This is a genomic window from Acinetobacter sp. NEB 394 (genome assembly GCF_013374795.1).
In the GTDB taxonomy this organism is placed as follows: Bacteria; Pseudomonadota; Gammaproteobacteria; order Pseudomonadales; family Moraxellaceae; genus Acinetobacter; species Acinetobacter johnsonii.
Map to the genome: position 1 here is coordinate 1,067,371 of NZ_CP055277.1, position 22,213 is coordinate 1,089,583.

At 38.0% G+C, this 22,213-nt stretch carries 22 protein-coding genes and 1 pseudogene; 19 read left to right on the forward strand and 4 right to left on the reverse strand.

The window, feature by feature from the left end:
- Positions 1 to 18: 18 nt before the first annotated feature.
- On the forward strand, positions 19 to 219 hold the full coding sequence (locus tag HUK62_RS04945; protein ID WP_018676911.1) for a hypothetical protein: 201 nt from the start codon (positions 19 to 21) through the stop codon (positions 217 to 219).
- A gap of 85 nt (positions 220 to 304) precedes the next feature.
- On the opposite strand, the gene HUK62_RS04950 is transcribed toward HUK62_RS04945, so the two are convergent.
- Positions 305 to 1,395, reverse strand: a protein-coding gene (locus HUK62_RS04950; RefSeq protein ID WP_088631513.1) for an IS4-like element ISAba1 family transposase whose coding sequence is annotated in 2 segments (ribosomal slippage) — positions 305 to 855 and positions 855 to 1,395 — 1,092 coding nt in all. Because the reading frame shifts where the segments join, the coding sequence is not laid out codon by codon here.
- A gap of 141 nt (positions 1,396 to 1,536) precedes the next feature.
- Between HUK62_RS04950 and HUK62_RS04955 the strand changes: the two genes are divergently transcribed.
- The 3 genes from HUK62_RS04955 (at position 1,537) to HUK62_RS04965 (ending at position 3,893) form a co-directional block, all read left to right on the forward strand.
- Positions 1,537 to 2,073, forward strand: coding sequence for a hypothetical protein (locus HUK62_RS04955; protein WP_154650399.1), 537 nt, complete (start codon positions 1,537 to 1,539; stop codon positions 2,071 to 2,073).
- Between the two features lie 73 nt (positions 2,074 to 2,146).
- Positions 2,147 to 2,611, forward strand: coding sequence for a hypothetical protein (locus tag HUK62_RS04960; RefSeq protein ID WP_176537246.1), 465 nt, complete (start codon positions 2,147 to 2,149; stop codon positions 2,609 to 2,611).
- 289 nt (positions 2,612 to 2,900) lie between these two features.
- Positions 2,901 to 3,893, forward strand: coding sequence for an integrase arm-type DNA-binding domain-containing protein (locus HUK62_RS04965; protein WP_228723734.1), 993 nt, complete (start codon positions 2,901 to 2,903; stop codon positions 3,891 to 3,893).
- A 31-nt stretch (positions 3,894 to 3,924) separates the two neighbouring features.
- On the opposite strand, the gene HUK62_RS04970 is transcribed toward HUK62_RS04965, so the two are convergent.
- A protein-coding gene (locus HUK62_RS04970; RefSeq protein WP_227554019.1) for an IS3 family transposase occupies positions 3,925 to 5,057 on the reverse strand; the annotation gives its coding sequence in 2 pieces (ribosomal slippage) (positions 3,925 to 4,805 and positions 4,805 to 5,057; 1,134 coding nt in all).
- An 85-nt stretch (positions 5,058 to 5,142) separates the two neighbouring features.
- Here HUK62_RS04970 and HUK62_RS18970 point away from each other — a divergent pair.
- From HUK62_RS18970 to HUK62_RS05005, 8 genes and pseudogenes are all read left to right on the forward strand, one after another.
- Positions 5,143 to 5,322 (forward strand): annotated as a pseudogene (locus tag HUK62_RS18970) (integrase); the annotation flags it as partial.
- Positions 5,323 to 5,561: 239 nt separating this feature from the next.
- Positions 5,562 to 7,061, forward strand: a complete 1,500-nt coding sequence (locus HUK62_RS04975; RefSeq protein ID WP_176537247.1) for a hypothetical protein — start codon at positions 5,562 to 5,564, stop codon at positions 7,059 to 7,061.
- Positions 7,062 to 7,365: 304 nt separating this feature from the next.
- Positions 7,366 to 8,232 (forward strand): inovirus-type Gp2 protein, encoded by an 867-nt coding sequence (locus HUK62_RS04980; RefSeq protein WP_176537248.1) that lies wholly within the window; start codon positions 7,366 to 7,368, stop codon positions 8,230 to 8,232.
- Between the two features lie 119 nt (positions 8,233 to 8,351).
- Positions 8,352 to 8,630, forward strand: a complete 279-nt coding sequence (locus tag HUK62_RS04985; RefSeq protein ID WP_005400084.1) for a hypothetical protein — start codon at positions 8,352 to 8,354, stop codon at positions 8,628 to 8,630.
- Positions 8,631 to 8,652: 22 nt separating this feature from the next.
- Complete coding sequence (locus HUK62_RS04990; RefSeq protein WP_176537249.1) at positions 8,653 to 9,708, forward strand: DUF932 domain-containing protein; 1,056 nt, start codon at positions 8,653 to 8,655, stop codon at positions 9,706 to 9,708.
- A 142-nt stretch (positions 9,709 to 9,850) separates the two neighbouring features.
- Positions 9,851 to 10,897, forward strand: a complete 1,047-nt coding sequence (locus HUK62_RS04995; RefSeq protein WP_176537250.1) for a lambda-exonuclease family protein — start codon at positions 9,851 to 9,853, stop codon at positions 10,895 to 10,897.
- Positions 10,898 to 11,122: 225 nt separating this feature from the next.
- Complete coding sequence (locus HUK62_RS05000) at positions 11,123 to 12,004, forward strand: hydrolase or metal-binding protein (protein ID WP_176537251.1); 882 nt, start codon at positions 11,123 to 11,125, stop codon at positions 12,002 to 12,004.
- 79 nt (positions 12,005 to 12,083) lie between these two features.
- A complete protein-coding gene (locus HUK62_RS05005) occupies positions 12,084 to 12,314 on the forward strand; it encodes an AlpA family phage regulatory protein (RefSeq protein WP_176537252.1) in 231 nt (76 codons plus the stop codon).
- Positions 12,315 to 12,341: 27 nt separating this feature from the next.
- Here the strand turns inward: HUK62_RS05005 and HUK62_RS05010 are convergent, their stop codons facing one another.
- On the reverse strand, positions 12,342 to 12,938 hold the full coding sequence (locus HUK62_RS05010; protein WP_176537253.1) for a putative adenosine monophosphate-protein transferase Fic: 597 nt from the start codon (positions 12,936 to 12,938) through the stop codon (positions 12,342 to 12,344).
- A 12-nt stretch (positions 12,939 to 12,950) separates the two neighbouring features.
- Positions 12,951 to 13,112, reverse strand: a complete 162-nt coding sequence (locus HUK62_RS05015) for a YhfG family protein (RefSeq protein ID WP_004694826.1) — start codon at positions 13,110 to 13,112, stop codon at positions 12,951 to 12,953.
- 202 nt (positions 13,113 to 13,314) lie between these two features.
- On the opposite strand from HUK62_RS05015, the gene HUK62_RS05020 reads away from it, so the two are divergent.
- The 7 genes from HUK62_RS05020 to HUK62_RS05050 all read left to right on the forward strand — a co-directional run bounded on the left by HUK62_RS05020 (position 13,315) and on the right by HUK62_RS05050 (position 22,096).
- Complete coding sequence (locus tag HUK62_RS05020) at positions 13,315 to 14,886, forward strand: type I restriction-modification system subunit M (RefSeq protein WP_176537254.1); 1,572 nt, start codon at positions 13,315 to 13,317, stop codon at positions 14,884 to 14,886.
- Positions 14,886 to 16,064 (forward strand): restriction endonuclease subunit S, encoded by a 1,179-nt coding sequence (locus HUK62_RS05025; RefSeq protein ID WP_176537255.1) that lies wholly within the window; start codon positions 14,886 to 14,888, stop codon positions 16,062 to 16,064. The genes HUK62_RS05020 and HUK62_RS05025 overlap by 1 nt, the downstream gene beginning before the upstream one ends.
- A gap of 71 nt (positions 16,065 to 16,135) precedes the next feature.
- On the forward strand, positions 16,136 to 16,594 hold the full coding sequence (locus HUK62_RS05030; RefSeq protein WP_176537256.1) for a hypothetical protein: 459 nt from the start codon (positions 16,136 to 16,138) through the stop codon (positions 16,592 to 16,594).
- Between the two features lie 82 nt (positions 16,595 to 16,676).
- Entirely contained in the window at positions 16,677 to 17,507 is an 831-nt protein-coding gene (locus HUK62_RS05035) for an HNH endonuclease (RefSeq protein ID WP_176537257.1), read from the forward strand.
- Between the two features lie 55 nt (positions 17,508 to 17,562).
- Positions 17,563 to 17,937: a DUF4431 domain-containing protein gene (locus HUK62_RS05040; RefSeq protein WP_176537258.1), complete on the forward strand. Its 375-nt coding sequence runs from the start codon at positions 17,563 to 17,565 to the stop codon at positions 17,935 to 17,937.
- 106 nt (positions 17,938 to 18,043) lie between these two features.
- Entirely contained in the window at positions 18,044 to 19,174 is a 1,131-nt protein-coding gene (locus HUK62_RS05045; RefSeq protein ID WP_176537259.1) for a PD-(D/E)XK nuclease family protein, read from the forward strand.
- Between the two features lie 45 nt (positions 19,175 to 19,219).
- On the forward strand, positions 19,220 to 22,096 hold the full coding sequence (locus tag HUK62_RS05050; RefSeq protein WP_176537260.1) for a type I restriction endonuclease subunit R: 2,877 nt from the start codon (positions 19,220 to 19,222) through the stop codon (positions 22,094 to 22,096).
- The last annotated feature ends 117 nt before the right edge of the window (positions 22,097 to 22,213 follow it).

The following is a 22,213-nucleotide window of genomic DNA, read 5'->3' on the forward strand; positions in this document are numbered from 1 at the left end:
TGAGGGGGAAATAAAAAGATGCAGAAGTTACGCTTAACAATGAATGAAGTTTGTCACTTTTTATCAGTACAACGTGATAAATTAAATAAGATGGTTAAGGATGATCCTACTTTTCCAAGACCAATCAAAGAAGGTTCTACTAGACAATCCGCCGTGTATTTTGATCATAATGAGTTGATTGAATGGTGGGAAGTCAAAAAGCAGACTCGATATAGTTGAGATATGAAATGACAGTTACTTAGGTAGCTGTTTTTTTTTATTGTGGAATAAAAACTATATATTTTTCCTCTGTACACGACAAATTTCACAGAACCCTTATCCTATCAGGGTTCTGCCTTCTTAAAATTGCCAAAATTTCCTTAAACTCTTCTTTTTTCCCAAAACCAATTAAACGCTGAATCGCCATTTGAACATAGTCTAAACCATAGCGAAATAAACTCATTGAGAGTCGTCCATGCTTCTTTATTTTTATCACTTTTTTTTGATCATGTTGCCATTCACCCGTTAAGTAACACCAACAGAAGCTTATAGCTAACACCGCAATCAATTTTTTCACTCGTCTAGGGTCTGTCAAGCGCGTATTTTCAAGATTAAACCCGCGTCCTTTGAGACAACTGAATAAGGTTTCAATTTCCCAGCGTAATGCATAATCCTGAATAGCATTGGCATTAAACTGAGGAGAAACGACGAGTAAAAGCTCTCCATTTTCTAACTGTAGTGCACTTATATATAGTTTCACCCGACCAACCAAAATCCGTCGTTTACGACATTCAATTTGACCAACTTTAAGATGGCGAAATAAATCACTAATTTTATGATTCTTTCCTAAATGATTGGTGACAATGAAGTTTTTTTAACACGAATGCAGAAGTTGATGTCTTGTTCAATTAACCATGTAAACCACTGCTCACCGATAAACTCTCTGTCTGCGAACACATTCACAATACGGTCTTTACCAAAAATGGCTATAAAGCGTTGAATCAAAGCAATGCGCTCTTTCGTATCTGAATTTCCACGTTTATTAAGCAATGTCCAAAGGATAGGTATCGCTATTCCACGATAAACGATTGCGAGCATCAGGATATTAATATTTCGTTTTCCCCATTTCCAATTGGTTCTATCTAAAGTCAGTTGCACTTGGTCGAATGAAAACATATTGAAAATCAACTGAGAAATTTGACGATAATCAAAATACTGACCTGCAAAGAAGCGCTGCATACGTCGATAAAATGATTGTGGTAAGCACTTGATGGGCAAGGCTTTAGATGCAGAAGAAAGATTACATGTTTGCTTTAAAATAATCACAAGCATGATGAGCGCAAAGCACTTTAAATGTGACTTGTTCCATTTTAGATATTTGTTTAAGATAAGATATAACTCATTGAGATGTGTCATAGTATTCGTCGTTAGAAAACAATTATTATGACATTATTTCAATGAGTTATCTATTTTTGTCGTGTACAGAGATATTTTTCATTAATTTTTCTTTATGTTGGGAGCATCATTTATCAATGTTGTGAAATATTTATGAGGTACTTGGGTCTTATAGTTATATTATTTATTAGTGGGTACTGTTCTGCTGAATCATCAAATCCTACTCAGAAGATAAAAGTTGGAGAAACACAAAAGCAAACTAATAAATCAGGATGGCAGTATGCAAATTGGGGTATGACTGCTGAGCAAATTGTTGAAGCTTCTCATGGCAAAGCAAGGGCTGTATTCGGTGAGGAACAGAGAAACAAGTCAAACCCATATTATTTTGATTGTTTAGCTGTAAGTGATTTCAAAACAGGACCATTTGAGTTTGATGTTAGTTTTAGAGCAAAGTTAAATGAAACAACCCTTAATTCTGTATATCTTAGTTTACGTAATACAAATCAATATGAAGAATTAAAGGATTCTTTAGCTAGTAAATATGGACAAGGGGTAACTTCAATAAAGGGCAAGCAAATTACGACAAGCTGGCAAACTAAATCAGAAGTAATTGAACTGGTGGATATTCGAGACGCATTACGCTTTGTAAGCTTAACTTATTCAAAACGTGTGTATGGACCGCGTGGTTTGGATTTGTAAATACTTGATAGAATATTCCATATATTTCATAGTATTAATTAATGTTGCTAAATTTTTATTTTAGGGGTGGTTTATGAAAAACTTTAAGTTAATGGTTGTTGCAGTGACTTCTATTTCATTGTGGGGGTGTGCAACAGTTCCTGCTAAAAATTATCAATTCGAGAACTCTAGAACATATAGTAATAAAACTTATGATCAAGTATGGGATGGTGTAATTGAATTTATGACAGCTAATAATATTCCAATAAAAACTATCGAAAAGGATAGTGGTGTTATTTATAGTGAAATTGATAACTTTTCAAAACCTTCTTTCAGTCAATTCTTCCCAATAGCTGATTGTGGTCAACCTCCGTTGTTTTGGACCGGAGGTATTGCATTTGGTAGTTTTAATATATTTGTTTCTAAAGCAACAGCACAACCAAAAGTGACAGTGACAACAACGATTTCTCAGCAGATACGATATGAGAATCAAGTAAGTCAAATTAGTTGTAACTCTATGGGTAAATTTGAGAAAGGTGTACTTGATTCAATTCAATAATACAAAGCTATTTGTATGGTATTGTGTATGGTGAAAATCATTCTGTGGATTAATTTTATTAATTACAGTAGTTTATGATGTGGGTTCAATTGACGCCACCCCACCAAAATTCTTTCCGAAGTAGTCCATCGGAATATAAAAAAGCCTTTAAACTCAATGTTTAAGGGCTTTTTTATTGGCTGTATTGTCCGATACTGTCCTAAGCGATTTGACCCTATTTTTGCTTTGTGTGGGTCAATATTGGGACAATTTGACCCACTAAATAAGTTTAATTAAGTGGGACAAAGATATGTCACTAACTGATGTGATGTGTAAAAAAGCGCAGCCTCAAGAAAAACAGTATCGCCTTTCTGATACTAACGGTCTCTCTTTGCGAATCGATCCGAATGGGAAAAAATATTGGTCTATTCGATATACGGAAAATGGGCAAAGGAAGTCAAAAGCATTAGGTGTATATCCCGAGCTGAGCCTAAAACGTGCAAGAGAGATAGCGCTTGATCTAAGGTATAAACTCAAAAATATGGTTGAGGCCGAAGTGATGCAGCCTCATTTTCAAGAGGTTGCAGAAGATTGGTTTAATAATCAAAAAGAAACATGGTCATCTAAACACATTAGCAATGTTCGAGCTTCTTTGGATGAGCTTTATATTGCTCTTGCCAATAAGCCTATTAACCAAATTCAAGCGCCTGAAATTTTGCAGATCATAAAAAAGATTGAGGCAAGAGGCTCACTTGAAGTAGCCAAACGTACCTTATCTCGCTGTGGCATGGTCATGAAGTACGCTATTGCACACGGCTATCGCTACGATAATCCTGCAGGTGATTTGGTCTATGCACTAAAAAATAAGCGTGTGAAAAATTTAGCATCATTACCTGCTTCAGATATGCCTGAATTTCTAAGAAAAGTTAGAGCTTATCCAAGTGATGCTCAGACACATCATGCCATCATTTTAATTATGCTGACTGGTGTTCGAGTCAGTGAGTTACTACAAGCACATTGGGATGAATTTGATTTGGAAGGGCGTAAGTGGGATATTCCTGAAGACCGCATGAAGAACCGATTGCCACATCGTGTGCCATTGACGGACATGATGATTGAAGAACTGCAAGCTTTAAGACTTACTCATAATCAAGAATTGCTTTTCCCTCATCGCTTAAATAATAAAGAACCCATGCGTAGTGAATCCATTTTGGCAGTCATTAAGCGTTCAGGTTATGCAGGTCGAATGACCACACATGGTTTTAGATCGTTAAGAGGTGGTCCCACTTGTTTGAACAACTAAAAGCTTATTTATAAGTGATATTCTGCTCTAGTTAAGCTACCTTATTTTGTTGTGGTAGCTGGTCATAGTAAAACTCATCTGGAGTCATTTTGTCCAGACTCGAATGAGGTCGTTTCAAATTATAAAACTCAAAATATGCACTCAATTGCTTTTTCGCATCTGTGACACTGCTATAAGCTTTGAGATACACCTCTTCATATTTAACGCTCCGCCATAATCGTTCAACCATCACATTATCAATCCATCGACCTTTACCATCCATACTGATTTGAATGCCATTTGATTTCAATACATCAATAAATGCATCACTGGTGAACTGACTGCCTTGGTCTGTATTAAATATTTCAGGTGATCCATATTTTTCAATTGCTTCATTTAAAGCCGAAATACAAAAATCCACCTCCATACTAATCGATACCCTATGCGCAAGTACCTTGCGGCTATGCCAATCAATCACAGCACATAAATAAACAAAGCCTTTTGCCATAGGGATATACGTTATATCCGTACACCACACTTGATTACTGCGCTGAATAGCCAATCCTTTGAGCAGATATGGATATTTACGGTGAGCTTGATTGGCCTGACTTAGATTTGGTTTACGATATAACGCATTAATGCCCATTTTCTTCATTAAAGTACGTGTATGACGTCGTCCTATATGATGTCCTTGACGATTCAATAAATCACGCATCATACGGCTACCTGCAAAAGGGTATTGCATATGTAACTCATCCATACAGCGCATCAGCTTCAGATCTGATTCACTCACAGGTTTTGGGCGATAGTAATAACAACCACGGGAGACTTTCAGCAGCTTAGCTTGCTTAGATACTGAAATCTGAAGTGAGTCATCGATTAACTTTTGTGGTTGAAGCGGCCCAGTTTCTTCAACACACCTTCTAAAAAATCAATTTCTAATGCCTGCTCACCGATTTTTGCATGTAGTTTTTTTAGATCGATGGGTGGTTCTGTTGGAGCTTTTGATTGATCGAAAGCTTGCGAGGAAGCTGAAATCAGTTGATTTTTCCAGTCAATAATTTGGTTTTGATGAACATCAAATTCAGCACTCAATTCAGCAAGTGTTTTTTCTGCTTTAATCGCAGCAAGTGCTACCTTAGCTTTAAAGTCATTTGAATGATTTCTTCTTGGTCTACGTGTCATAAAATACTCCATATATTGATGTTTATAACATCATTTGGGGAGCAAAATATCACTTATAAGTGTTGTTCAAATTTCCTGATCCACCTCTTTATTCAGTACAGTCGTGAATGAATCAAATCTGTTTAATCCTGATGCTATTGAACGCCAACTTGCTCATGTTCCTCAAAACAGAATTAGATCTGCTTATAACAGAGCGCAGTACTGGGATGAGCGTGTAAAAATTATGGAGTGGTATGGGGAGCAGGCAAGAGACTGGGTGAATTAATCTGCTTTAATTCCACACTTTAACCACGCTTAGATGCGTGGTTTTTTATGCCTATAAAAAATTTTATGGATAAAAGAAAACTTATTGGTTCGAGTGTAATGTTAATCTTGTTATGTTAAGGAATTTAAGTAAAAAAACATGGGAATTGAAGTTAAAATATATGGGAATTAATGGGTTACATGTTGGGAATTGAAGTGGTAGTCTCGCTGATAAGGCATAGAGTACGATGTAAATCACTAATGAATAATATTGAGAAAGAGCAAGTTGAAGTTAACACAACTGATGGCAATGATGAGGTGTTAGGAGGTTTTTTGTCAGGCCCAAAGGAGCAAATGATTGAAAGTTTGGGAGAGGCAATAATAAATTATATTATTGATAGTGACCGTTTGAAGACGTTGAAATATGAATCAAGATCACGTGTGGAAAGTAGTCATAAAGCTCTAAGAAGAGGAAGTAAAATACATCAGCTTAGGCCATATATCTCGTTGTATGAAATAATTCCTGAGAATAATCATGAATTGTTAAAGAGCATAAAGCAGCATGTTTGGGCAAAAGAATACCTGCAAGTAATAGAAGTCTTATATCAAGAAATTTTTGTTGAAGATCCTAATTTTCCATTTGGTAGAGAGAGTAACTATGAAACGTTTGAGTTAAGAGAGAAATACTATACTTTGGACTTAAATTTGCTCATACGAATAGAAGTATTCATGTTGGCATTAATTTATCAACCAACACCAGCTTTCATTTTTTTTGGTTCTTCAGGTCTAGAGATTCGCAAAGAACAGCCGCATGAATTAAAAAACAGAATCACAAGGTTGGGTTTTGAGCTACTGTATTTAATTGATAAAAAAAATGATATAGAAAACTTTCAAAGTGAGGCTCTCACAAGAAATGTAAAGATTCTAATAGATTTTCTAAGACAGGAAGGCTCACATTCTAATAGAGAAAATATTTTTTCTCTTAATCAGGACCTTACATTTGATTCATTGACAGATTTAAATAATTTGCTTTTACGGCTAAAAGCTTTTGCTGAAACTGGAAGTTTAAAAAAGAACTTAATGCTAAGTCAAATTTATAGACAGCGCGATGGAGGTGTAGAACCTGCAACAAGACTTGTCCGAGCAAGCCGTATTGAGATGACTAAAGATTGGGGAAATCGTTCTAAGCAACTTAATGAAGCTATCATATATTTTCAGAAATATAACAAACAAAATATTTTATTATGTCGCACACAAATATACTTGGTACTTGAGAAAGGGCGCGTGACAGCTGAGCAGTTTCAAAAAATTTTTGGAAATATTAATAAAAAAGCTAAAAAGCCTAATGGGTTACAGGGATACTTGGATTTTTTATATTTTTGGAGTGAAGATTTTCGTAGTCGTGAACTAAAACTAGATCTCATATGTATTTATGACACAAATACGCTCTTACAAGTTTCTGATGAGCCTAGTTGTAAGCAACGAAATTTGCGGACAGAGTTGAAAGAATTCTGGCAAGCTAATTTAGAGGATCCAATATTTGAAGGGCAAAATGTACATCTTAAATTTAAACCTACCCCAATATTGCAAGATTTGTCTTATGGACTTGCACCCGAGTTTTTAATTGAGGCGAGAGATAAACAGCGATGGAATATTTTTGAGCAAAAAGTATTACCCTATTTCATATTTTTAGAGTTTTTAGATCTCAACTATACGGATGAAATAAGAAATAGATTCAAGAGAGGACAATCAAGTAAGTAACGGCATTAGAGATACTTAACTTCCGCTTTAATCTTTTCTATAAAAATAGGATAAATTGTAGAATTTTGACAGCTTGCTATAGAAGCAGCGTTTTTAATTTTATGAGATGTCGAGTAAGTGTGTTTTGAGTTTATTGGGCTAGGATATATATTTAATATTATTTATTAATTACTTAATCTTCTTCATGAACCTTCATCATCCCCAAATGATGAAGGTTTTTTATTGAGTTCAATATTTCAGTCCATGTGTAAAAAATACTGAGCAGTGATTCCTATGAGTTTACTCAACCATAGGAAATATACTCATGAACGAAGCACAAACCTTACTTGAAATTGAAAACTTCATGCTTAAGGTATCTAGAAGAAAATACCGCTGGATTTACTTTAAAGCGGACTATGACGAACTAAAAAAATCAGCTGAAGCGGTCTACGATCCAAAATGTGAATACAGTCCTTTGGTTCAAGCCTACTTTGAATTATTGCCAGAACATGCATCTTTCGAAAATCTAGAAGTCTTTAAAGACAGCAGAGCATTCAGTTGTTTTCAGAATGAGCTTATTGAAGAGCATGAATACTTTCTTGATAAATTCAGCAGCAATAACCGTCGCAACCACAATCACTTGAAAGAGTATTTTAATGATCTTGTACAAAACCATCGCAAGTTATTGCTGGTCAGGGTTGATCTTTCATATCGATTCAATGCTCAACCAGATATAAAACAATTTGAACGTGATGTGAATAAATTGGTACGGCGTATTCAGGACAAGGACACTATCTTTAAAGATCAGGTGGGTTATGCCTATCGCTTAGAGCAGGGAGGGAAGAGTAAAGGGTATCACTGTCATCTGCTGGTGATCTATAACGGATCGTTGCGGATTAAAGATGATTATTTAGCACAAGCCATTGGCGAGCTTTGGTTAGAAAAAATTACAAAGGAAGATGGCCAATTCTTTAACTGTAATCAAGTCAGCCATAAAAAATATTACAAGGACCTAGATCAACTAGGTATAGGAATGATCGAAAGGCGGAATTTAAAAGAGGTCGAGAATGCTTGGCTCGCCATCAGCTATCTGGCTGATCCTGAAAAAGACAATCAATACTTGAGAGCATCTGTGAAGGTAAAGAGACAATTTAGTAAAGGGCAGTTAAAGCCTAGAGCGGCAGACCGTTGATCCCAAAAAATCATAGATATATATCATTAACATGAAGATTGAATGTTTATTTTTCCCTTTCATTCAAAATCTAAGGCTTGCCATACGGTAAGCCTTTTTTCATTTTAGAGGTATATCTTATGAGTAAACATTGTCCTTACTGTTTTTCTGATCAAATCGTTCAAGTGATGAATCAACAGGTAAATGGCTCGGCTGGAACAGGCGTTGCAGCATCAGCCTCCTTTGCCACGATTGGCGCATCGATTTCTAAAACCCTACCTTTACCGCTATCTCCATTGCTTGGTGGAATTGCAGGTGCTGTGATCGGTGGGGTATTCAGTAGCTTATTCGATTCACCTAAACAGCACATTCCAATGTGTTATTACCACTGCCACCACTGTAACCAAAACTTCCAATAAGCTCACAGAGGAGAAATGAACAATGGCACATCAAATTGAACAGATCGCCTATGTGGGCGAAACCCCTTGGCATGGCCTTGGGAATCAACTCAGTCCTCATCAACCGATTGAAGTCTGGGCAGAGCAGGCAGGCATGGATTGGCGGATTGAATCTTCCGATGTGAGTTATATGGCGCAGAATGAACGTGGGCAAAGCATCATTATGCCGTATGAGGAACAGCGGGTTCTGTATCGTTCAGATACCCATGCCCCTTTATCTGTGGTCAGTCAACGCTATCAGGAGGTGCAACCGAAACAGATCTTAGAGTTTTATCGTGATTTGACTGAACAATCAGGATTTGAGCTAGAAACCGCAGGCGTGCTGAAAGGTGGTAAGAAATTCTGGGCTTTAGCCAAAACGGGGCAAACATCGGCTTTAAAAGGTAAAGATGTCAGCAATGGCTATATCTTACTGGCAACCGCTTGCGACGGTACACTGGCAACCACGGCACAATTCACCTCTATTCGTGTGGTGTGTAATAACACCTTAGCTATTGCCTTAAAGGGTCAAAACTTAAGTGCAGGTGTGGTTAAAGTCCCGCACAGCACCAAGTTCGATGCTGAGAAGATTAAGCAGCAATTGGGTATTTCAGTCCGTGCATGGGAAGATCACATGTATGAGATGAAACAACTTAGTCAACGTAAAGTCACACAGACTGAAGCAGCAGCTTATTTCGATGCAGTATTTAACAATACCAGTCTGAGTGTGCCTGAACAGGAGGATGGCATTATCCAGTTCTACCGTAATGTGGCGATGCAGGCTCAAAGCAATAACCCAGCAACCAAAGCCGACAACAAGACAGAACCAAATGGCCGTGCCATGTCGAAGGTGATGACCATGTTTAATGGACAGGGCCGTGGAGCAGAACTGAGTTCGGCCAAAGATACCGCCTATGGCTTGCTTTGCTCTATAACGGAATTTGCCGACCACGAACGCAGAGCCATGAGTCAGGATCATCGTTTGGATTCTGCATGGTTCGGTGCAGGTGCTGGACTTAAGCAAAGAGGATTAGAACAAGCCCTCGCAATGATTGCTTAAGTTTAATCAATGAGATGAGTTAATTTATTAGCCTAAGCATCCTTATTTCCATATTTCAAAAACCTTAACCCATTCATTCAAAGCTGTGTCTACGGACACAGCTTTTTTTATGCGCAAAATTTTACAGATAGAGGACATTACTATGAATTCAGCGGTGATTAACCCGAACAATGCAATACCGAGTATCCATACTCCTCGGCCCAAATTGTTTACAGCCAAACGCTTTGTGGATACCAAAAACCTGACGCATGCAGAATGGTTAGAAGTTCGACGCAAAGGGATCGGCAGTAGTGATTGTGCCGCAGCCTGTGGTCTCAACCCGTATATGTCGATGCTTGAACTCTGGATGATCAAAACTGGTCGTATCCAGCACAACATGGATGAACAAACTGAAGGGCATGCCCCTTTATATTGGGGAAAACGCTTAGAACCATTGGTGGCGGAATACTACAGTATGCATACCCAGTACAAAGTGCGTCGCGTCAATGCAGTACTCCAACATCCAGATCCAGACAAACATTTCATGCTGGCTAATTTGGATTATTCAGTGGTGGGTAATGCAGATGTGCAAATTCTGGAATGTAAAACCGCAGGTGAACATGGTGCCAAACTTTGGCGAGATGGTATCCCGCTGTATGTGCTTTGTCAGGTACAGCATCAGCTGGCAGTCACAGGAAAAAAGGCAGCACATGTTTGTGTACTGATCTGTGGGCATGAAACACGTATCTTTAAAGTCACCCGTAGTGAATCGGTGATTCAACATATTGTAAATGCAGAACGTTACTTCTGGGATTGTGTTGAAAAGGATATTCCACCTGATGCCGATGCTAGTGAATCCGCAGCCAAAGCATTGCAACTACTATATCCAGCACATGTGCCACTTAGTGTTGAAGATTTAAGTCATGACCCACATGCCAATCAGTTGTTTGACCAGCTCATCAAAATGAAAGCCGATCTTCAAGATCAGCAAGAACACTTTGATCAACTGAAACATCAAATCCAAATGCTAATGAAAGACAACGAACGTGTGGTGTTTAGCAGGGGTTCGGTGGTCTGGAAAAAAGCAAAAGATACGATCAGTCTCAATACCAAAACATTGACCGAACATCAACCTGAGCTAATACAGCAATATCCACTGCACAAGCAGGGCAGTCGTCGATTCAATATCTTTACTGATGCTGAATCTTGATCTAAGCGTCTGCATAAAAAAATCGGCAAAGCAGCCCCTTCGCCCCTCCTTCAAAGAAGAAAGGGCATTGGACAGCTTTGCCAGATCGATTGACCGATGCACAACAGATTCTCCTGTAGTCATTGCTTGATGTGTCTTGTTTGACGCTATCAAAGAATGACGTAAGAGCAGGTGCTTCAATACATTCGGCTGATCAGTATAAAAATGAATAGAAGGAATATCCCCATGATTAAAGGTTTAGTGATTACACCGCCGGTACTCGGACGAATCAGTATCGGAAAGATTGTAGAAAAGAACGGCAAGCGTCTACCTGAAAAGGATGACCAATTCACCATCACCAGCCAAATCCAGAACAAGGAGGGTTGGGTGAAACATCCTTTAGATGAGCAACTTCGAGTTAAAGCCCCTAGCCAAAAACTCAGAACCATTCCAGTACGGATGATCTTTAATGATCCCGAACTGAACTTACGTGCGGAATACAGCTTATTTGATCGGCAGACGGGGCGACCTGTTTGCATGGGTAATGGTGAAACCTGTCAACGCTTAACCAATCAAGGCGTAGAGCAACATCCATGTCCATCCCCTGATTTATGCGCTTTGGCACAAGGGGGCTTATGCAAGCCCTATGGTCGTCTCTATGTGAATTTGGATGAGTCGGATGAGTTTGGCAGTTTTGTATTTAGGACCACAGGCTTTAACAGTATTCGGACTTTGTCAGCACGACTCCGTTATTACCACGCAGCATCGAACGGCTTGCTGTCATGTCTGCCGTTACAATTGACCCTTCGAGGCAAATCCACGACACAAAGCTATCGTACCCCTGTGTACTACGTGGACTTAACCCTACGTGAGGGGATTCACTTACAAGAGGCGATTCAAATGGCCAAGGAGATTGATCAGAAAAGTAAGTTGGCTGGATTTAATCAGAATGCTTTAGATCAGATTGCTTTACAGGGTTATGGGCATTCGCAGTTTGAGGTGGATAGTGAGGATGGCATGAATGTCGTTGAGGAGTTTTATCAAGGAGAGGAAGGTCAGCCAACAGATGAGGATAAAGTGTTTAATATCCAGCAGGGATTGCAAGGGTCGGTTACGGCGTTGAACTGAATTGAACTGGTTAAAACCTTACAGGAATCCCGTATCTCATGAGCGAGTTGCTCGTCACCATGAGATAGGAGTACACATCATGAATGCATTTGTTGGCCAAACTTTTCAAATAAATCAGCTGATTAATATACATCAAGTAGTAGAAATAGTAGGTGTAGCACGTTCGACAGTTTATGCAATGATGGATGAATATTCACCGTATTATGATCCAACTTTTCCAAAGAAAGTGAAAATCACCCAAAACCGTATCGGTTGGTCAGCTTATGAGATTCATCAGTGGATTGAAAGTAAGTTGGCGAGCCGTGAATAATTAGGGAGCAAAAGCTCCCTTGTTTTTTTATTTGGGAATGACTATGCATTCCTTGAAGATTTGAATTAATCCATCTAAGTGTCCATAGAACCCTTCAACATTAGCTTGAATCCAACGTTCCTGAGATTCAATTTGAGACCAATCAACACCATAACCACAATAGGCGAGAAGATGTTCAAAGAAAATGCGTTGAGTGCGTCCATTACCTTCGCGGAAGGGATGTATGACATTAAGTTCACAATAAAAATCGGCAAGCTGCATAATAAGCTTTTGCTGTTCAAGATGTTGAAAATAGTTTTGAGATTGAAGTGGTTTAAAAAGCTTATTGGCTTCAACTTCAATACGACTAAAAGTACAAAAGCGTGTATCACCTTTTGAAATATCAACTTGCCTAATTTCACCAGCCCATTCATAAAGGTCTGAAAATAAGGAGTAGTGTATGTTTTTTAGGTATTGGAGATCGTAAGGTGGTTCAGTATATTCAATGTGTAAACTGGCATATTCAGATAGCTCTAATTCGGCCTGCTGCAAAATTTTTTCATCTTGGATATGTAATTTGTTTTTGAGAATACTAGAATTTGGATAACAGTAAAGACTGTCTCCTATTTCACCATATTTATCCATCAAATCACCAAATTATGATTCTGAAAGCTTTTTATACTTTTGTAGGATTTGGTCTTTGCTTAAAGTTGAAGTAGTTGTTGAAGGAGAAAGACCTTCAAGTTTTAGGCTAGCCCGATAATTCTGTAAGCGTGTTGCTTGAATATATTTTTTTTTCTGTTCAATTGTCTTAAGCACGTTGAGGCTCCTTAAGTCCAAAAATTTTAATCAGTATATCAGATTTGACTTATATCAAATGGCGGCAGTCAAAATAAAAATGTTGTTGTGGTTAAATTTAATTGCGACAGTTTGTGTCTTTATCCAACCAATTTCTGCTGAAAAAACTTTATTTTTCGGTAAACTAGTCACGCTTTAACATTTTCTTCGGACGTCTATAACAATGACCCAAGTACAACTGCAACAGTTACAAAAACAACTATGGAATATTGCCAATACGTTACGTGGCAAAATGGGTGCAGATGAGTTTCGTGACTATATTCTTGGGTTTATCTTCTTTAAATATTTATCTGAAAAAGCGGTGAACTATGCCAATGAAGTACTCGCTGGTGAAGATATCAATAGCTTTTTAGAACTCGATGAAAACAATGTCGAGCATGTGCCGTATATCGAAGAAATTAAAAAGAATGCCATTGAAGAAGTGGGCTATGCACTCACTCCAAAGCAACTGTTTCATACCCTTGCTGAACGTGGACGCAAAGGCGAGTTTATTCTCGATGACTTGGCAGCAACGCTGAAAGCCATCGAACAAAGCACACTGGGTTCTGACTCTGCCGATGATTTTGCCAATCTATTTGAAGACCTCGACCTAAATTCGACTAAGCTAGGCAACACAGCGAGTGATCGTAACGAGCTTGTTGCAAAAGTTTTAAGTCATTTAGATGATATTGATTTTGATATTTCCAATACCGAGTCCGATGTATTGGGTGATGCTTACGAATACCTGATTGGTGAGTTTGCATCGGGTGCAGGTAAAAAGGCAGGGGAATTCTATACACCGCAAACGGTATCGACTTTACTGGCGAAGATCGTTACGCAAGGAAAAACCCGTTTACGTTCTGTCTATGATCCGACCTGTGGTTCAGGTTCGTTGTTGCTCCGTGTAAAGCGTGAAGTGCAAGATGTCGATATGATTTACGGTCAGGAAATGAACCGTACCACCTATAACTTGGCACGGATGAACATGATTTTGCATGATGTGCATTTTGCCAAGTTCGATATTAAGCAAGAAGATACCTTGATTCGTCCGCAGCACTTAGATAAGCGTTTTGATGCGGTGGTTGCCAATCCGCCATTTTCGGCAAAATGGTCTGCCGATCCGTTATTTTTACAGGATGAGCGTTTTGCAGCGTATGGCAAGCTTGCACCAAGCTCTAAAGCGGATATGGCATTTGTTCAGCACATGCTGCATCAACTGGATGAGCATGGCACAATGGCGGTAGTGCTTCCACACGGTGTTTTATTCCGTGGTTCAAGTGAGGGCGTGATCCGTCAGTACCTGATTGAGCAGCTCAATGTGATTGATACCATTATCGGTTTACCTGCCAATATTTTCTATGGGACTTCGATTCCGACCTGTATTTTAGTGTTGAAGAAAAACCGTCAGCATAAAGACAATATTTTGTTTATTGATGCCAGCAACGAGTTTGAGAAGCAGAAAAATCAAAACAAATTATTGCCTGAGCATTTAGATAATATTATCGGGGCATTTGAAAACCGTCAGAATATTGAAAAATATGCGCATGTAGCGACTTTAAAAGAAGTTAAAGAAAATGACTTTAACCTGAATATTCCACGTTATGTCGATACTTTTGAAGCTGAGGATGTGATTGATCTGGATGCGATTGCTCAAGCGTTGCAGACTTTGGAAGTTGAAAGTCAAAAGACTGATTCATTGATTTCAGATTTCTGTAAAGAGCTTGGAATTTCTTCGCCGTTTGTGGAGGTGAAGTAATGTCTGTACCTAAGTTACGATTTAAAGAGTTTGATGGGAATTGGTCTGAAATCTCGTTTCAAGATTTATTTATTTTTAAAAATGGGGTAAATGCATCAAAGGAACAATATGGTTCTGGGATTAAGTTTATTAATGTTTTAGATATTATCAATAATCCAAATGGTATTACTTACAATTCAATTATCGGCTCAGTAGATATTACTTCAAAGGAAATTGAAAAGAACTTGGTTAAATACGGTGATGTACTTTTCCAAAGAAGTTCTGAAACTCGTGAGGAAGTCGGACAGTCTAATGTTTATTTAGGCAAAGATCCTGTTGTATTCGGTGGATTTGTCATTCGTGGGTCGGCCCAAAAAGAATACGATCCAATATTTATGAATGGCCTTCTAAAGACCGATTCCTTAAGAGACCAAATCACTCAGCTTAGTGGTGGAAGTACAAGATTTAATATTGGTCAAGATTCTTTAAATAAGGTTTCTGCTTATCTTCCATTGAAAGAAGAACAAACCCAAATAGCCTCTTTCCTTTCCGCAGTCGATGAAAAGATTAGCCAACTCACCCAAAAACATGAACTACTCAGCCAATATAAACAAGGCATGATGCAGAAGTTGTTTAGTCAGCAGATTCGTTTTAAAGCTGATGATGGGAGTGAGTTTGGTGAGTGGGAATATAAAGAATTAGGCTTGTTGTTAGATTATGAACAGCCGACAAAATATATTGTTTCGTCTACGAATTATGATAATTCTTTTCCAATACCTGTACTAACAGCAGGAAAAACTTTCATTTTGGGATACACAAATGAAGAGCATGGTATTTTTAGTGCTGAAAGTCAAAATGTAATTATTTTTGATGATTTTACAACAGCCTATAAGTTCGTGAATTTCAACTTCAAAGTCAAATCTTCTGCAATGAAGATCCTTAAAACTGATCCACGTAAAAATAATATTTTTTATCTTTACTCTACATTTTCAACGTTATTTCTTTCATTAGGTGATGAGCATAAGCGTCGATGGATTTCTGAATACTCGAAGCTAGAGGTGCCTGTTCCTTGTCTAAAAGAACAAACCAAAATTGCTAATTTTTTATCTGCGATCGACCAAAAGATTGAGGTCGTGGGACAGCAAATTGAACAAGCCAAACAGTGGAAAAAAGGTTTGCTACAGCAGATGTTTATTTAATAATTTCATATCAGCAAAGTGAAAAGTCACTTTGCTTTTTAATATTTTATAAAACTTAAAACAGGATCATGATGAAAAAATTTATACTTGTTGCTTTAATGACATTGCCAGTGTTGGCACAGGCTCAAACTTTTAAATATCAAAAAGATATTTCTGGTTTTAAGCACTATAAAGGAAGTGTGACTTTAACAGGAACTTACTCACGTACTTTAGACCCTGAATATTTAGACTATATGGGCGATGCGATTTGCTTTGAGCCAAATAAAACTTCATCTGCGCTTATTCCTCGTCCAACAGGTGATGAGCGAACTGCATGGTTCTGCTTTAGCAATTTTGAACAAGCCAAAAAAACATTTAAATTGCCAGATAGTATTAAAAAAGACTATTGCAAGTATGAGGGTAAGGCAACCATTACCATTAAAGACTACAACTTGTTCGTGGAAGAAACAGAAGGTTTTGATTTAACCCAACTTGTTTCAGCAAAAAATATTACACCTGCGAAAGCAGTGAAGTGTGAAACTCAGTATTAAATCTGTTTTGTTAATGCATTTGGATAAGCAAAAAACTTGAAAGTGGCTTGTTGCAGTAGATGTTTGTGTAAGGGGAGTTGTTATGGCGAATTGGTTAGTTACTGTTAATTTCGATGAATTTGATTTAGAAAAAGCCTTTGAAGCATTACCTACAATTTATTGGAAAAACTCAGCAACGACTGAAGGTAAAGGGTTACAGATTAACGATATTGTTTATGTCTATGTGACTCAACCAATATCTAGAGTCATGTATCAATTCAAAGTGATTGGACATGCTGATCCATCAGAATATCCTCTTGCACAAAAAGCATTTTGGAAAGATAGAACCCAACTGAATAGCATTAAGGGCTATGTTGTTTTTGAAAAGTTAAAAAAAGTCGATAAAGCTACTTTATCCCTTGATTACTTTGTCCAGAATAAATTAATCCCTGATGCCCCAATTCAAGGTCGCCGTACAGATCGGGACAAAGCTCCGAATGACTCTATTCGCATCTTCTTAGCGCATATTGTGAATGAGTTTAATAATGAAACTATCGCTACAGACTACCCAGATGAAGCTGATTTAGAAAACAAATCATTTCCCGAAGGTGCAAAGCAAACCGTTCAAGTTAATCGCTATGAACGTAATCCTGAAGCGCGTGCTAAATGTTTAGAAATTCATGGAATACGCTGTGAAATTTGTAAGATGAGTTTTGCAGAAACTTATGGCACCTTCGCCAAAGATTTTATTCATGTGCATCACATAACACCATTACATCAGATTTCAGAGAATTATGAAGTCAATCCTGAAACTGATTTGATGCCAGTCTGCCCAAATTGCCATGCGATGCTGCATCGTCAGGAAAATGGTATTCCCATAACAGTTGAGCGATTGAAACTGTTATATGAAGTCTCTAGAAGCTCAAAAATGTAAATTTGAATTGTAGTCAAACTTCTAAATTAAACACTTTAAAACTATAGAGAAGTAAATGAAAAAACTTTTAATTGCATCACTCTTATGTGTACCGATGTTCAGTCAAGCACAAACTTCTTATTATGATCAACCTGCAACCATAAGTGGGAAACTACTCAGAATTAAAAGTCTACATCCAAATCAAGAAGTGTTTGGAGGTAACCAGATTGCTTTGGCTCTAGATCAGCAAATCAATGTCGATGGTACAGAAGGTTTAGTAAAAACCAAACTTATTCAGTTGGTTGATTATAATGATGCTCGTTATACATCACTTTTTAAGAAAGAAGGTAAGTCAGTACAGATTAAATGCAGTGAGTTGTTTAGGTCACATACAGCACATCACTCAACGAAAGTACTCTGTGTTGTGGATTCTGTTCAATATAAAAAATAGCCTTCAGTAATATGAAAATGCTTAGTTACGCGTAATATTTGCATAAATATACTTTAGTTTTTTAACTATTTTGGCAAATTTAATTAGTTTATTTGAAGGGGGGAGTATGCAGAACTTAGATGATCAGTTAATAAATAAATATGAAAATCTCCTGTTAAAGGCACAGAAATATAAAATGCCTGAGCGAGAAATGACGATTTTCGATACTGCTTTAAAAAATCATCATGAAAATCCGATTACAGAACTATTAGCATTTTTTCTAGATCCAAATGAAAAACATGGATTGGGATCAAGTTTTTATAATGGCTTTATTGAAGCAATTAAATATCATGAAAAATATTCGGAATTTGAATTTGGTGAAATTTTAAGAGTAGTAACACAGCAAACCACTGATAAAGGTAACCGAATAGATCTTTGGTTTGAGACGGATACGGCTTTAGTCATTGTTGAAGTGAAAGTTCATCATATACAAAATAATCCGTTTAAAGATTATGTGAGTTGGGGAAATAAAACTCTTGCTGTGATTAATAAAGCACAGCCTGATTCACAAGATCAAAAGCAGTTAGTAACAGTTATTCTGAGTCCATTAGGTGAGTGTTCACAGGATTGTTGGGTTGGCACTTCTTACTCAGAACTTACTGCTGAAACAAAACAAGCTCTTGGTATTCAAATTATTCAGAATCCTTTAAATAAGTGGGGAATCTTTGCAAGAGACTTTTTATTACATTTAGATAGTTTTAATGATTTATTGGAAACAAATATGGAAAGTTTAAAATTTGTTGTTGATAACATGCAGAAAATACAGGAGTTGGTGCAGTTAAGAGAAAATGTGTATAAAGAGATTATTGATCATATCAATAACTCATTCCAAATTGCTTTAGGTGACGAGTATGAAGCAGGATTTAGATGGCACACTTGGAATGGTACACCTGCTTTACGTTTCGTTGGTAATAATTGGAAGTATTGGACGGAAACTGTACTTAACTTGCATATCAACAACTCGCCAATGAGTTGTTCAATTACAATTTATATTGATAATCATACTGATGAAATTATTAAAAAAGTAAAACAAGCATTATCTAGGGGGCCTTATTCTCAAACTGAATCGTGGTATGAGAAAAATAATAAATTTTGGGCGATGCGTTGGGAACTTAATCAATTCGATTTAAATGAAGTCACTAAGCAAATGGTATTTTTACACAAAATATTAAATCGTGTAGAACTTGAGAGACAGTAGCAACTTTTTAATAAATTGAATAGACAAGTAAAAATTGAGGTAAAAATGACAGTACAAAGCGAATATCAACTTGAAAATGAACTAATTACCCAACTGCAAGGATTGGGGTATTCATTAGTCACCATCAAGGATGAAAGCCAACTACTGTCCAACCTCAAAACTCAAATTGAACGTGCCAATGGCCTTGCCCCACTGTCAGAAACTGAGTGGAAGCAAGTTATCAGTTTTTTGAACACTGGCACCGTATTTGAACGTGCCAAAAATCTGAGAGATCAATTCCCCGTTAAATTTGATGATGGCTCAAGCAAGCACATCTTCTTCTTATCGGATGACCCAAGCAAAAATCTCTACCAAGTCACCAATCAAATTACGGTAGATCACCGAGACCATAACGGACGCACCAGCCGTTTCGATGTCACGCTATTGGTCAATGGTTTGCCTTTGGTACAAATCGAGCTGAAAAAACGCGGTATGGAAATAGCCGAAGCCTTTAACCAAACCCAGCGTTATACCCGAGAAGCCTACTGGGCAGGACAAGGGCTGTTTGGCTTTATCCAACTGTTTATTATCAGTAACGGCGCCAATACTCGCTATTATTCAAACGGTACGACTGGGATTGAGTTTGCCTTTCCTTGGGCAGATGTCAGCAATAAACACATCAATGAAATTGTCGACTTTGCAGATGCTTTTTTAAATCATACGCATCTCACGCAAATGCTGACCCAATACATGGTGATGCTGGAAACCAGTAAGAGTCTAATGGTGTTACGCCCATATCAAATTTACGCCGTGCAAAAAATTATTGCCCATGTACAAAACTCACAGCAAAACGGCTACATCTGGCACACCACAGGTTCAGGCAAAACCCTGACTTCGTTTAAAGCCAGTCAACTCATCATGAAAATGCCTGATGTAGAAAAGGTGTTATTTGTGGTGGATCGTAATGACCTCGATACGCAAACTTCACGAGAGTTTAACGCCTTTAAAGCAGAAAGCGTAGATAGCACAGATAGTACACATACTTTGGTGAAGCAGCTCGATCAACGCCATGACAAGCTGATTGTCACCACTATCCAAAAGCTGAATCGTGCCATCAGTAATGACCGTTATCAGGAATACATCAATTACCTGAAAGACAAGAAAGTGGTGTTCATCTTTGATGAATGTCATCGCAGTCAATTTGGTGATACCCATCAGAACATCAAGAAGTTTTTCAGCAATGCACAGATGTTTGGTTTTACGGGCACACCGATCTTTGAGGAAAACAGCCAATCCAAAGCAGGTCTAAAACTCACAACAGATTACCTGTTCAATCAGTGCCTACATCAATATGTGATTGTGGATGCAATTCGAGATCGAAACGTATTGCAGTTCCAAATTGATTATCGTGGCAAATTTACCGCCAAAGGTATGCAGAACAATCTCGACTATGACGATGATGTCGAGGGTATTGATACTCAAGAGCTCTATGATAATCCGCAACGACTGGAGATGATTGCGCGTTATATTGTCGATACGCATGATACCAAAACCAAGAATCGTGAATTTACAGCAATGTTCTGTGTCAATTCAGTCGATACTTTGACTCAATACTACGATTTGTTTGAGCAAGTCCAAGCTGAAAAGCAACAGCAAGATGAAGCTCAAGGCAGACTGTTTAAACCCCTGACCATTGCCACGATATTCTCCTATGGTGCAAATGAAGCCGTGGATACTGTAGATCAGAATGGCTTGATTCAGGAAGAGTCTACAGACACCCCAACACAAATTAACCCGTCTAGCCGCGACAAGTTGGACCGTTACATTGCTAACTATAATGCCCAGTTTGGTACTAACTACAATTCTGGTGACGGCTTCTATGCCTACTACCGAGATATTGCCGATCGAGTCAAGAAAAAGCAGATTGATATTTTGTTGGTGGTGAATATGTTCCTGACGGGCTTCGATTCAAAGCCTCTGAATACCTTGTATGTGGACAAGAATCTTAAGTACCATGGCTTGATTCAGGCCTTTTCCCGTACCAATCGTGTCTACAACGATAAAAAGCCTTTCGGAAACATCATTAGCTTCCGCAATTTGAAACGTGCTACGGACGAAGCCTTGGCGCTGTTTTCTAATAAAGAAGCCAGAAAGACCGTACTGGTACCGAGCTTTGAAGAAATTCAACAGGATTATGCGGATGCAGTCGAAAAATTACTGAACATTACCCCCGACTATCAAGCCGTAGATGATTTGCTGACTGAAGATCAGCAACTGGAATTCATTAAGGCATTCCGCGAGGTCATGCGTTACAACGCACAACTGCAAACTTTTGTGGAATACGATCAAGACCAGACAGTATTAGACAAGCAACACTTTGCCAATTTTGCTTCGAAATATGCCGATCTATGTCGAGCAACTCGTAAAGCCACTAAAAAAGAAAAAGTCTCGGTGCTGGATGATGTCGATTTTCAATTGGACCTATTGCACAGTGACCGTATCAATGTGGGGTATATCCTGACGCTGTTACAGATGGCCGTTAATGCGGAAACAGATGAGCAGCGTAAGAAGTATGAAGCGCAAGTGCATGACTTAATTGGAGGGGATGTTAGCTTACATGACAAACAAGACTTGATCCAAAAATTCATTGAAGAAAATATGCCGAAAATGATCAATGGACAGAGTGTACAAACAGCCTTTGCTAAGTTCTGGGATGTAGAGAAGGAACAGGCTTATCAACATTTCTGTGAGCAAGAAAACCTAAAACCTGAAGTGTTGAAACAGGTCTTGGATAATTACGAGTTCAATCAACGCTTGCCACGTAAAGAAGAAATGAAAGAGTTGCCTAACTTCAAAGTGAAGCTGTTTGAGCGAGACAATGTGCTAACCAATTTAATGGTCAAAACAAGACAGTTAATTGAGAAGTTTTATGTGGGACTTTAATAAAGGTAATAATTGGGTCAAAGCAATTATAAAAATTCAGATTTATTAATGAGTAAGGTGGTAGTTCATCTGTCACCATCACAGCTACTTTACTAAATATGGCTATGTATTACGTTA

Bases quoted from the DNA above. Each gene is read 5' to 3' on its own strand.
- HUK62_RS04975 (WP_176537247.1), top strand. From the start codon at position 5,562: ATGAATAATATTGAGAAAGAGCAAGTTGAAGTTAACACAACTGATGGC.
- HUK62_RS05000 (WP_176537251.1), top strand. From the start codon at position 11,123: ATGATTAAAGGTTTAGTGATTACACCGCCGGTACTCGGACGAATCAGT.
- HUK62_RS05030 (WP_176537256.1), top strand. From the start codon at position 16,136: ATGAAAAAATTTATACTTGTTGCTTTAATGACATTGCCAGTGTTGGCA.
- HUK62_RS04990 (WP_176537249.1), top strand. From the start codon at position 8,653: ATGGCACATCAAATTGAACAGATCGCCTATGTGGGCGAAACCCCTTGG.
- HUK62_RS04965 (WP_228723734.1), top strand. From the start codon at position 2,901: ATGTCACTAACTGATGTGATGTGTAAAAAAGCGCAGCCTCAAGAAAAA.
- HUK62_RS05025 (WP_176537255.1), top strand. From the start codon at position 14,886: ATGTCTGTACCTAAGTTACGATTTAAAGAGTTTGATGGGAATTGGTCT.
- HUK62_RS05005 (WP_176537252.1), top strand. From the start codon at position 12,084: ATGAATGCATTTGTTGGCCAAACTTTTCAAATAAATCAGCTGATTAAT.
- HUK62_RS05050 (WP_176537260.1), top strand. From the start codon at position 19,220: ATGACAGTACAAAGCGAATATCAACTTGAAAATGAACTAATTACCCAA.
- HUK62_RS04995 (WP_176537250.1), top strand. From the start codon at position 9,851: ATGAATTCAGCGGTGATTAACCCGAACAATGCAATACCGAGTATCCAT.
- HUK62_RS04960 (WP_176537246.1), top strand. From the start codon at position 2,147: ATGAAAAACTTTAAGTTAATGGTTGTTGCAGTGACTTCTATTTCATTG.
- HUK62_RS05035 (WP_176537257.1), top strand. From the start codon at position 16,677: ATGGCGAATTGGTTAGTTACTGTTAATTTCGATGAATTTGATTTAGAA.
- HUK62_RS04980 (WP_176537248.1), top strand. From the start codon at position 7,366: ATGAACGAAGCACAAACCTTACTTGAAATTGAAAACTTCATGCTTAAG.
- HUK62_RS04945 (WP_018676911.1), top strand. From the start codon at position 19: ATGCAGAAGTTACGCTTAACAATGAATGAAGTTTGTCACTTTTTATCA.
- HUK62_RS05040 (WP_176537258.1), top strand. From the start codon at position 17,563: ATGAAAAAACTTTTAATTGCATCACTCTTATGTGTACCGATGTTCAGT.
- HUK62_RS04985 (WP_005400084.1), top strand. From the start codon at position 8,352: ATGAGTAAACATTGTCCTTACTGTTTTTCTGATCAAATCGTTCAAGTG.
- HUK62_RS05045 (WP_176537259.1), top strand. From the start codon at position 18,044: ATGCAGAACTTAGATGATCAGTTAATAAATAAATATGAAAATCTCCTG.
- HUK62_RS05020 (WP_176537254.1), top strand. From the start codon at position 13,315: ATGACCCAAGTACAACTGCAACAGTTACAAAAACAACTATGGAATATT.
- HUK62_RS05010 (WP_176537253.1), bottom strand. From the start codon at position 12,938: ATGGATAAATATGGTGAAATAGGAGACAGTCTTTACTGTTATCCAAAT.